The sequence below is a fragment of the Parcubacteria group bacterium genome (assembly GCA_016204045.1).
Lineage (GTDB): Bacteria > Patescibacteriota > Minisyncoccia > Phycocordibacterales > UBA2135 > JACQLQ01.
In genome coordinates this window covers 1-10,641 of record JACQLQ010000003.1, presented here as the reverse complement: position 1 = coordinate 10,641, position 10,641 = coordinate 1, and the positions used below count along the sequence as shown (strand labels likewise).

11 protein-coding genes and 3 rRNA genes are annotated in these 10,641 nt (G+C 49.6%); all 14 read left to right on the top strand.

Going from position 1 to position 10,641, the window contains the following annotated elements:
• A 23S ribosomal RNA gene (locus HY455_02455) occupies window positions 1-723 on the top strand; the annotation flags it as partial.
• Between the two features lie 125 nt (window positions 724-848).
• Window positions 849-957, top strand: a 5S ribosomal RNA gene (gene rrf, locus HY455_02450).
• 114 nt (window positions 958-1,071) lie between these two features.
• Window positions 1,072-1,350, top strand: coding sequence for a hypothetical protein (locus HY455_02445; GenBank protein ID MBI4118366.1), 279 nt, complete (start codon window positions 1,072-1,074; stop codon window positions 1,348-1,350).
• Window positions 1,351-1,412: 62 nt separating this feature from the next.
• Window positions 1,413-2,180 (top strand): hypothetical protein, encoded by a 768-nt coding sequence (locus HY455_02440; GenBank protein MBI4118365.1) that lies wholly within the window; start codon window positions 1,413-1,415, stop codon window positions 2,178-2,180.
• Entirely contained in the window at window positions 2,164-3,294 is a 1,131-nt protein-coding gene (gene rodA, locus HY455_02435; protein ID MBI4118364.1) for a rod shape-determining protein RodA, read from the top strand. Before HY455_02440 ends, rodA begins: the two co-directional genes overlap by 17 nt.
• Window positions 3,295-3,297: 3 nt before the next feature.
• Entirely contained in the window at window positions 3,298-4,230 is a 933-nt protein-coding gene (locus HY455_02430; GenBank protein MBI4118363.1) for a hypothetical protein, read from the top strand.
• A gap of 44 nt (window positions 4,231-4,274) precedes the next feature.
• The gene (locus tag HY455_02425; GenBank protein ID MBI4118362.1) at window positions 4,275-5,438 is read left to right on the top strand and encodes a serine hydroxymethyltransferase; all 1,164 of its coding nucleotides are present in this window, start codon (window positions 4,275-4,277) and stop codon (window positions 5,436-5,438) included.
• A gap of 87 nt (window positions 5,439-5,525) precedes the next feature.
• On the top strand, window positions 5,526-6,362 hold the full coding sequence (locus HY455_02420) for a bifunctional 5,10-methylenetetrahydrofolate dehydrogenase/5,10-methenyltetrahydrofolate cyclohydrolase (GenBank protein MBI4118361.1): 837 nt from the start codon (window positions 5,526-5,528) through the stop codon (window positions 6,360-6,362).
• A 25-nt stretch (window positions 6,363-6,387) separates the two neighbouring features.
• Window positions 6,388-6,570, top strand: a complete 183-nt coding sequence (locus HY455_02415) for a hypothetical protein (protein MBI4118360.1) — start codon at window positions 6,388-6,390, stop codon at window positions 6,568-6,570.
• A gap of 64 nt (window positions 6,571-6,634) precedes the next feature.
• On the top strand, window positions 6,635-7,438 hold the full coding sequence (locus tag HY455_02410) for an undecaprenyl-diphosphate phosphatase (protein ID MBI4118359.1): 804 nt from the start codon (window positions 6,635-6,637) through the stop codon (window positions 7,436-7,438).
• Between the two features lie 59 nt (window positions 7,439-7,497).
• Window positions 7,498-8,799 (top strand): protein translocase subunit SecD, encoded by a 1,302-nt coding sequence (secD, locus tag HY455_02405; GenBank protein ID MBI4118358.1) that lies wholly within the window; start codon window positions 7,498-7,500, stop codon window positions 8,797-8,799.
• A 2-nt stretch (window positions 8,800-8,801) separates the two neighbouring features.
• Window positions 8,802-9,707 carry a protein translocase subunit SecF gene (gene secF / locus HY455_02400; protein MBI4118357.1) on the top strand — a complete coding sequence of 302 codons (906 nt, stop codon included), beginning with the start codon at window positions 8,802-8,804 and terminating at the stop codon, window positions 9,705-9,707.
• Window positions 9,708-9,772: 65 nt separating this feature from the next.
• Window positions 9,773-9,919 (top strand): hypothetical protein, encoded by a 147-nt coding sequence (locus tag HY455_02395; protein MBI4118356.1) that lies wholly within the window; start codon window positions 9,773-9,775, stop codon window positions 9,917-9,919.
• Between the two features lie 323 nt (window positions 9,920-10,242).
• Window positions 10,243-10,641 (top strand): 16S ribosomal RNA (locus tag HY455_02390); the annotation flags it as partial.

Sequence of the window (10,641 nt, the reverse complement as noted above, 5' to 3'; positions counted from 1 at the left end):
CCTCGATGTCGGCTCGACACATCCTGGAGGTGGAGAAGCTTCCAAGGGTTTGGCTGTTCGCCAACTAAAGTGTTACGCGAGCTGGGTTAAAACCGTTCGCGCGCTAAGCGCGCGAACCAACAAAATGGTTCGAAAGTTTGGCGCTTGAACCGTTTTAATCCAGTATTGAGGAATCTTTTTGTTTATGAAAAAGTATAGGAACCAATCACACGATCACGGCGGCGTATTCTAGGAATAGAATGCGTGAAGCTGACTCAAATCGGTAGAATCCTGCTTTGCATCACGTTGCAGAGGGGATGATACCGAGGGAACTCCGGCACAGAGCCGGGGGCCCGTAGAGACTGAATGTTAGCTATCCCATACCGAATTGCGGTAAGGGATAAAGTTACAGTCCGATCCCGCCGGCAACGGCGGTGTCACCACCTTAATAGGTAGTGGCTACTATTGCGTGAGACAGGTTGGTCTCCTATCTACTGCGGGCGTTGATTCTTGAGGGGAGTCTTCGATAGTACGAGAGGACCTCGAAGAACTGACCTCTGGTGTACCAGCTGTCGTGCCAACGGCAACGCTGGGTAGCTATGTCGGGAACGGATAACCGCTGAAAGCATCTAAGCGGGAAGCCGACCCCAAGATTAGGAATCTTAGAATCCTGAGAGATGATCAGGTTGATAGGCTCTAGGTGTAAGCGCAGTAATGCGTTGAGCCGAGGAGTACTAATACATCATAATTGCCGTCGTACCTCACTCCAATTCGGCATACATGCTGAGTGTAGTGAGGTGCGACGGCTGACATCCTATTAGGAAATGTGAAAGCCACATTTCGGTTTCACCCAAGAGATGAGTGTTTTGTGCTGGTGCTTTGGCGATGGGGTCACACCCGATCCCATTCCGAACTCGGAAGTTAAGCCCATCAGCGCCGATGGTAGCCCAATGGGCGAGAGTAGGTCGGCGCCAGCACAAAGCACTCATCTCACGATTCACCCCCTCCGCCTTGCGGAAGTGGGGTAGTTTTGTTTTGCGTTTTTTGCATACCATGCTACTCTCGTCAAAGATGTATTGCCTGAGGTTGGCAATGGCAGCTGAGACGCAAAAGAAATCACTGTGGCAAGACAAAGTCATCAGCATTGGTCAATGGCTCTTTTTGGCAGCACTGCTCCCCTCCGTCTTGGGGCCAGATAAGCCCGCTTTTTGGTCAAGCATGATGACTGCCTCGATTCTCGGAGTATTCGCCTACACATTTTGGACACTCAAGTTGAAGAACGCGACCATTTCCTCTGTCGCAGTAAGTGTTGGCTGGTTTATTCTCGCGTATCAGCAAGGATTCTCTGGGTGGCCGACATTGCCGTTCTAAGCACGCACGCAAAGCCGCTATGCGGCTTTTTTATGTGACTAAATCCATGTTAGTATAACGATATGTTGAGTTGGGCTGCCAAACGTCGTCTTTTCTACCTCGCGATCGTCGCGGGCTTCTTCCTCGTCATTTTAGCCCTTCCGCTCTACTTGTCTTTGCAAGAACCTGCATCTTGTTTTGATAAAAAACAAAACCAAGGTGAAACAGGAGTCGACTGCGGTGGGCCATGCGAAGGCGTCTGCTCACTCCAGACGGCGGACCTCATTGTTCTTTGGAGTCGTGCGCTCCAGGGCACCGAAGGGGTTTATGACGCGGTCGCCCTTGTCGAAAATCCAAATCCAAAGGCAGGCGTACGCCAAATTGCTTATTCTTTCGAACTTTTTGATGCCGATAATCTTCTTGTTGTGGAACGTCGCGGAAGGACGTTCGTTAACCCGAACTCGCGCTTCGCGATTTATGAATCCGGCATTCAAACAGGGGAACGCGTTCCGGTCCGAACCCGCTTCTCTTTTGAGGGGCCTCCCGAATGGATCCGTGCGGAAAAGGTAGCACCGACACTCATTGTCAAAAACAGGGTTCTTGAGGAGGAGTCGCCCTCGCCCAAACTTCGTGCGGTTCTAGAAAACGATTCGCTTATGGACGCTCGTGATATTACTGTTGTCGCACTCTTGTTTGATGGAGAGGACAACCTCGTCGGTGTTGGCAAGACCGCGGTCGGAGAGCTTTTGCGCGAAAGTGAGCGCGCTATTACATTTGTATGGTCAGAACCGTTCGCTTCGAAACCCATTCGTATAGATATCCTCCCCCGCATCGATGCAACGCGTCCTTAATAAAATCACGATTGATTGGATATTGTTTACGGCCCTTCTCCCCATTCTTGGAGCGGGGCTTTTGGCTATGTACTCGTTTGGGGGCGATAACTACTTTGCAAGCCGGCAGATCATATGGGTAGTAGTGGCGATAGGCGTTTTTTTCGGGGCGAGTTTGTTTGATTGGCGTTTCCTCAAGCGGAGCGATGTGCTTGTTGGTCTTTTTATTGCCGCTATCGCCGTCCTCGCGTTCTTATTTGTCGTCGGAACAACCGTCAAGGGCGCGCAAAGCTGGTTGCAGTTTGGAGGCTTCACCGTACAACCTTCAGACCCGGTTAAGATCTTAATCATCCTCATTCTCGCAAAATACTTTTCGCGCAGACACATTGAAATTGCGCATGTTCGGCATATTCTTGTCTCTGGGTTTTATGCATTCGTACCGTTTATCTTAGTCTTCCTTCAGCCCGACCTTGGATCAGCAATTATTATCTTCAGCATTTGGCTTGGCATGGTCATCATTGCTGGAGTCTCCAAAAAACACCTCGCTCTCGTCTTTGCCATCGGTGCCGCCGTCTTTTTCCTTCTCTGGTCGTTTGTCTTTCATGATTATCAGAAAGAGAGAATACTTACCTTTTTAAACCCACTGACCGATCTGCAGGGGGCGGGGTATAATGCATACCAGTCGACCATCGCTGTTGGCTCGGGGGGTGTTATAGGGAAAGGGGTTGGGTTTGGCACCCAATCGCGCCTCGAATTTCTTCCGGAATACGAGACCGACTTCATCTTTGCGGCCTTTGCCGAGGAGTGGGGGTTCGTAGGTGTTGCCCTGCTCTTCCTCATGTTCGGGATTGTCATGTGGAGGATTATTCGCGCCGCACTCCTCGGGGCGTCAAACTTCGAGACACTTTACGCGGCGGGTCTTGTGATACTCTTTACTACACATTTCGTGATTCACATCGGGATGAATATCGGGCTTTTACCAGTCACAGGAACACCACTCCCTTTTATGAGTTACGGTGGTTCTCACTTAGTGACAGAGTTTGCGGCACTCGGCATTTTGATGGGTATGCGCCGCCGTGAACGGCCAGCGCATCGTGATGAACTTGGCAAAGAAATCGTTGGGGGAGTGATGTAAGGTATGTACAATCCAGTAAAACCATACAAAAAAGATATCATTGCTGCAGTTAAGACCACGTGGAAGACTCCCTATGTGTCGGTAACTTTTAATACGTATCCATTGGTCAAGAAAAAATTTTCTTATCCAGAAGTCGATCACACTGATGGCATTGGCACAAAGGGGCTCTACCACTGGAAGCGAGGGACATTCCGTGAGGCTGTCATCGACGCGCTGGCAATGAATTTGAATGACCTTGCGATTGTACGCGCTGTTCCTTACAAGCTCTCAAATCATGTAACCGTTCCCGTCGAAGACGTCCGCGTCTTTCACATCATTGCCGCGATGGCGGCAGAGTGCCGAAAGCGAAAGATTGCTATCGTCGGTGGCGAGAATTCGTTCCACGACAACATGGAAGGCCTTGATATCAGCATGACCGTCTCCGGGTTCGTGAAGAAACCGACGAAAAACCAATTCCGCGTTGGTGATGTATTAATTGGACTCAAAAGCTCGGGGATTCACTCAAACGGTTTTACAACAGTGCGACATATTTTCAAGAAAGAGATACGGCCTGAATTTACAATACCCACGGCGATTTATGTAGACGACATACTGTCTCTTTCAGAGAAATGCACGATTCATGGCATGATGCACATTACTGGCGGCGCATTCACCAAACTCAAGGATCTTTTGGGGAGTGCGGACGCTCATATCACCCACCCCTCTAAACTCATGCCGCACAAGATCTTTTATGAGATGTATGGAAAAGGCCTTTCCGACAAAACGATGTATACGACATTCAACAATGGCATCGGCTTCGTGATTGGTGTTCCAAAAGAAGAAGCACGTACCGCACTCAGGCATTTAAAGAATGCCGCGATCATAGGCGAGATAGTCCGGGGGAAGGGAGACGTGCACATTGCCTCTGCCTTTAGTGGCCGGAAAGTCACGTTGTAGAATCTTGGCTTTTCAGTTATGATGCTTAGATTCTAAATATTTTCATGCGAGACAAACAAATTCAAAATCTCATCAAAAAAGAAGAGAAGCGCCAAAAGCGCGTGGTAAATTTAATACCCTCTGAAAATCACGCATCCCCAGACGTGCTCATGGCACTCGGATCTGTTTTTAATGATAAGTATGCAGAAGGATATCCAGGCAAGCGCTATTACGGTGGAAATGAAGTAGTGGACGAAGTAGAGCGTCTCTGCCAAGCACGTGCGCTCAAACTCTTTAAACTCTCTCCCAAGGAGTGGCACGTGAATGTGCAGCCGTATTCTGGTTCGCCAGCGAACCTGGCAGTGTATACAGCACTTGTCCTACAGGGCGGCAAGATCATGGGCATGGAGTTGCCACACGGTGGCCACCTTACCCATGGCCAGAAGGTGTCTGCTACAGGAAAGTTTTGGAAACAGATTCCCTACGGCGTTTCTCAAAAGACAGAACAGCTGGATTATGGGGCGCTCATGCAACTTGCGAAAAAGGAGAAACCGGCATTGATCGTCGCCGGTTTCACCGCATATCCACGCACAGTCAACTTTAAAAAGTTTCGAGAGATTGCCGACGCTGTTGGCGCCTACCTCATGGTAGATATGTCACATTTTGCAGGACTTGTTGCGGGCGGAGTATATCCGTCACCCCTTCCTTATGCAGATGTAGTCACATCCACCACGCATAAGACACTACGGGGTCCGCGCGGCGCAGTCATTTTTTGTAAACAAGAGTTGGCAAAACAAATCGACAAAGCAATATTCCCAGGGCTTCAGGGCGGACCACACATGCATCAGGTTGCCGCCGCAGCAGTCGCTTTTCATGAGGCAAATACCCCGGCATTTAAAAAGTATGCCAAACAAGTAGTGAAGAATGCGCAAGCACTTGCGGACGAATTGAAAAAGAGGGGATGGAGAATTGTTTCAGGGGGAACTGATACACATCTCCTCCTTCTTGATACCTGGATGGAGGGCATTGGTATTTCTGGCAAAGAAGCAGAGGAACGTCTCGAAAAAGCAGGTATCATCGTCAACAAAAACACAATTCCTTTTGACACGCGGAGTCCTTTTGACCCGTCTGGTATTCGGATGGGCTCACCCGCGGAAACCACACGAGGCGCCAAAGAAAAAGATATGCGAAAGATTGCAGAGAGAATCGATAAAGTCCTAAGGAGGTGATAACTTCTCTTCAGATTTTCGACGAAGGAGATGGGGTTTCTATTTGGTATACTTGATGCCAGATACTAAATATCGGATACTAAAAGAATGATTGTAGATGGAAGGGCAATTGCAGGTGAGATAAAAGAGGGGTTAAAGGCAGAAGTGGCGAGGCGTGACACTCCGCCAACACTTTTTGTATTTATGGCAGGAGAGAACATGGTCTCCGAGAAGTTTCTTGGGGTCAAAGAGCGATTTGCTCACGACATCGGTATCCCGGTTTTAAAGAAACATTTCCCGGGTGATGTGGACACACTCCACCTTGCAGCTGAAATCGCTGAGATAGCACAAGGGAGTGATTGCGGTATTATCGTGCAATTGCCTTTGCCGAGCGCGCTCAACACAAAAGAAGTCCTCGACGTGATTCCTCCGCACATGGACCCCGATATGTTATCGAGCTCGTCCATGATGATGTTCGAAAATGGCCGCGCAAAGATCCTTCCACCGGTTACAGCTGCCATCGCCGAGATTTTGCAAAGAGAACACGTTGTCATTAAAGATAAGAATGTTGTGATCATCGGAAAGGGCCGACTCGTTGGAGCACCTGCGGCAGTGTGGTTTCGCCACCAAGGGGGGAACGTAGAGGTACTCGACAGCAAGACCTTGGACATTGGCGAATACACTAGAAATGCAGACATCATCGTGACAGGTGTTGGCAAGGCAGGACTCCTAACCCCAGAGATCATAAAAGACGGGGTAGTCATCTTGGACGCCGCGACAAGTGAGGCGAGTGGCAAGCTCGCGGGCGACGCAGACCCCGCATGCGCGTCTAAGGCAAGCGTTTTTACTCCTGTTCCGGGGGGTATTGGCCCTATTACAGTCGCCATGCTATACAAGAACCTCCTTATCTTGACACGAGGGCAATCCAGGGCTATCCTCCCGTAAGGAAGCGTTCTGGAGCGGGTACATAATGGCGCAAGGTCTTGCGTATCTCGCTCTTTTGGAAAGGGCGCAAACGGCGCGCATGAATGCGAATTTTGCGAAGGCAAACGCTGGGCAGTGGAGCACCGAACACGAGGATATCCACCGTGTAGCAAGAGATACAGAAGCAGAAGCGCGGTATTGGGAGCGGCGAGCGCGAGATAGATCGTAGTAATTACGAGAGACGGGCCACCCCCCGTTTTTTTGTTGTGCAAATATTGATATACTATTCTCATATGTTTGAAAGTATTATCTTAGGTATCACACAAGGTGTTTTCGAATGGCTTCCGATTAGTTCGGAAGGGGCGATTGTTTTCCTTGAAGCTAATTTCTTTCACCAACTTGGAGAGCTTTCCAATATTATTCAATACGCGCTTCTCCTCCACCTCGGAACTGCACTTGCGGCGATTATCTACCTTTGGAACGATATCGTCCGCCTCTTTAAAAGTATTTTTGCGCACGACCCCAACAATCCGCACACAAAGGGCGAACTTCGTTTTCTCGCACTCGCAACACTCATCTCAGGTATTTTGGGTCTCGCCTTGCTTCAAGGAATCATCTATTTTGAAAATATAGTTCCGATTGCCTCGCAAGGCATAACCGTCGCGGTAGGTGTTCTCCTCCTCGCGACAGGATACATTCAGATAAAAGCCCGAAAGACCAGAAAGGAAAGAAAAGATTCCGCCGCTCTCACATGGAGAGACGACGTTTTGGTGGGCATTGCGCAGGGGCTGGCCGTCCTCCCCGGGCTCTCACGTTCGGCGCTCACCGTTTCGACACTCATGCTCCGCGGCTACGATGACAAGGAGGCGTTTCGACTCTCCTTTCTTCTCTCAATACCGATAGTTCTCTTGGGAAACATCTTTCTCAATATCAAAGATTTTACATTAACCACGAATTCACTTGTCGCCATTTTCTTCTCCTTCGTCTTTGGACTCTTGACCATTCACATCCTCCTCAAACTTGCGGAGCGTTACCCCTTTGGCCCCATCGCTGTTTTCTTTGGTGTCCTCGTTCTTCTCTCGGCGTTTTTTGGGTAGATGTGCCGCTCTTAAAGTATTCGGGTGCATTTTTCTTCTATTTCTGCTAGAATGCACCCATGTTAAAAATGCGCATTGCGGCATTATGCATACTGCTTTTCTCATTCGGCATTGGCTATTTTTTGTATGCCTCCGAAGCCAGTGAGGGATTTTTGTCGAGGTTTACTTTCAAAACTGGACTTGACCTATCGGGTGGGACGCATCTTATCTATCGGGCGGATGTTTCGAGTATTGCGAGCGGGGATGTCGCTGCCTCAATGGAGGCACTCCGTGATGTCATTGAACGCAGGGTGAACCTTTTCGGTATTGCGGAGCCAAACGTACAGACAGAAAAGACTGCTGGCATCATTTCGGCGGAGAAGGAGCATAGGCTTATTGTTGAGTTACCTGGCGTGACTGATGTTGATAAGGCAACAGACATGATAGGTCGCACACCGGTCTTAGAGTTCAAGCTTGCTTTGAGTGGTGGCGAAGGAGAAGATGCTGTTTTTCTAAACACGACGCTTAGCGGGCGTTTTGTTGAAGGGGCTCAGGTGGGATTTGACTCTCTCACAAGCGAGCCAATGGTGCTTCTTAAATTCAACGCCGAGGGGGAGAGGTTGTTTTCCCAAATTACGAGAGAAAATGTAGGGAAAGTACTCGCAATATTCCTTGATGGTGTTCCCATATCACTTCCTGTGATCCAAGAAGAGATTTCTGGTGGATCGGCGCAAATCACAGGACAGTTTACCCCAGAGGAGGCAAAAGTGCTCGTCGGACGATTAAACTCAGGAGCACTTCCTGTCCCCATTGAGCTCCTGGGGAGCGAGCTTATCGGTGCTTCCTTGGGTGGAGAGACCAAAGATCGAGGCATCGTTGCAGGGTTCGTCGGCTTCTTTTCAGTCATGCTCTTCATGACGTTCTGGTATCGTGCACCAGGCCTTGTTGCCTCGCTCGCGCTCACCATTTACGTGATTCTAAACCTCGCACTCTTTAAAGTAATTGGTATTACGCTGACCGCCGCCGGAATTGCGGGTTTCATCCTCTCCATCGGTATGGCGGTTGATGGCAACATTCTCATCTTCGAAAGGATGAAAGAAGAATTGCGTGGAGGAAAAACTTTGCGTGACGCAATCCACGACGGCTTCGCGCGGGCGTGGGCTGCCATATGGGATGGCAACATCACCGCAATTGTCTCAGCTATTATCTTGTTCTGGTTCGGCACATCTTTTGTAGAAGGGTTTGCGCTGACCTTTGGCTTGGGTGTTATTCTTTCTATGATTAGCTCAATCACTGTCTCAAGGACATTTCTCTACGCACTTGCCCCAGAAAATGTTACGGGAATGACCCGCTTCCTCTTCGGTTCGGGGATTTCCAGATAATTATGTTCGTCATTCACCACAAAAACTATCTTCTAGGTCTCTCGGCGCTTTTCATCGTCGTCTCCATCGTCGCCATGTTTGCGCTGGGTCTTCAGCTTGGCGTCGACTTCACTGGCGGTTCAATACTCGAAGTTCGCTATGAGGGGGAACAGCCAAAGGTGGAGGTACTTCAAGCCCTTCTTCTCGAAAACGGATTTGAGAACGCAATCGTCCAGCCGATTGGTGAGCAAGGATATATCTTTCGCACCGAAACACTCCCAGAAGACGGGCATGCGCAGCTCTTGTCGCTCCTTAGGGAGGGGGGGGGAACCTTTAGCGAAGTGCGGTTTAGCCAAGTCGGCGGTGTTATAGGACAGGAACTTCAAAGTAAGGCGTGGATTGCAATTGTCCTCACCTTGCTTGCGATCGTTCTCTACATTACCTACGCATTTCGAAAAGTGTCCGAACCCGTAAGCTCATGGAAGTATGGCGTTGCAGCAGTCGTGGCCCTCATTCACAACACCGTCATTCCTATTGGGGTTTTTGCCATTCTTGGGCACTATTTTGTCGAGTACCAGATTGATCTCCTTTTTGTCACCGCAATTCTTGCGATCTTTGGTTTTTCAGTGAACGACACCATTGTCATCTTTGATCGAGTTCGGGAAAATCTTCGTAAGGATAAAGAAGAAAGAACAGATAAGCCATTTGACGTGGTGGTGGGAGAGAGCATCACTGAGACACTTGCGCGGTCAATCAACATTTCGCTTGCCGTTATTCTTGTCCTTGGCGCCCTCTATTTCTTTGGGGGCAGTGGCACAAAAGAATTCTCATTGGTACTTGGTCTCGGTGTTTTGTTCGGCACGTATTCGTCTATCTGTTTTGCCGCCCCGCTTCTCGCGTCTTTTGGCGGCCACAAGAAGCAGAGATAAGGCTCGTTGCGCTTTCTTCTCCGCTGCTGTAAAAAAGTGTAAGAGGAGCCCCCTAGAGAGGCCTCATGGATAAGGCACGTAACAAACCTCGCCTACCCGATCCTGACACCACTGAAGCAAACTGGGAGCATGATGGGGGAGCGGTGCACCCCCACAAAGAAGAAGAACCCGCTCCTCAGAAGCCAGAAGTCGACAAAAAGGACGCAAAATAAGGGGTTTTTGGTTCCACACATAGCCCGCTTCTGCTTACCCGCAAAGCGGGTTTTTGCTGCTTATCCTGCACCTGACGGGTCAGGTGCAGGGGCTTGCCTTTAAAAGGGGCTTTGTGGTATAGTCCCCCTATGCGCTAGAACGGGCTTGCAGAACTTGAAAAGGTAAGTATACTTTTCAGATGCCCCAAAGGGCATTTTAGTTTCTGCTTTTTTAGCGGCAAAGAAAGATAGGACTTTGACATATGCATAGGTAAGGTTGGAGCAAAAGAAGAGTGCTTTTTCTTTTGTTCCGTTCAAAGATTTTCACTTTTGTGAAAGTCCATTTATTTGTAGAGTTTGATCCTAGCTCAGGACGAACGCTGGCGGCGTGGATAAGGCATGCAAGTCGAACGGCCCGCAAGGGCAGTGGCAGACGAGGTAATAACACGTAGGAACGCACCCCGAAGACGGGAATAGCCCGGGGAAACCCGGATTAATACCCGATAGTCTCTTAGGAGTAAAACCGTCGCAAGACGGGCTTTGGGAGCGGCCTGCGGGCTATCAGCTAGTTGGTAGGGTAATGGCCTACCAAGGCGATGACGGCTAGGGGAGCTGAGAGGCTGACCCCCACCGATGGAACTGCGATACGGTCCATACACCTACGGGTGGCCGCAGTCGAGAATCTTCCGCAATGGGCGATAGCCTGACGGAGCGACGCCGCGTGATGGATGAAGCCCTTAGGG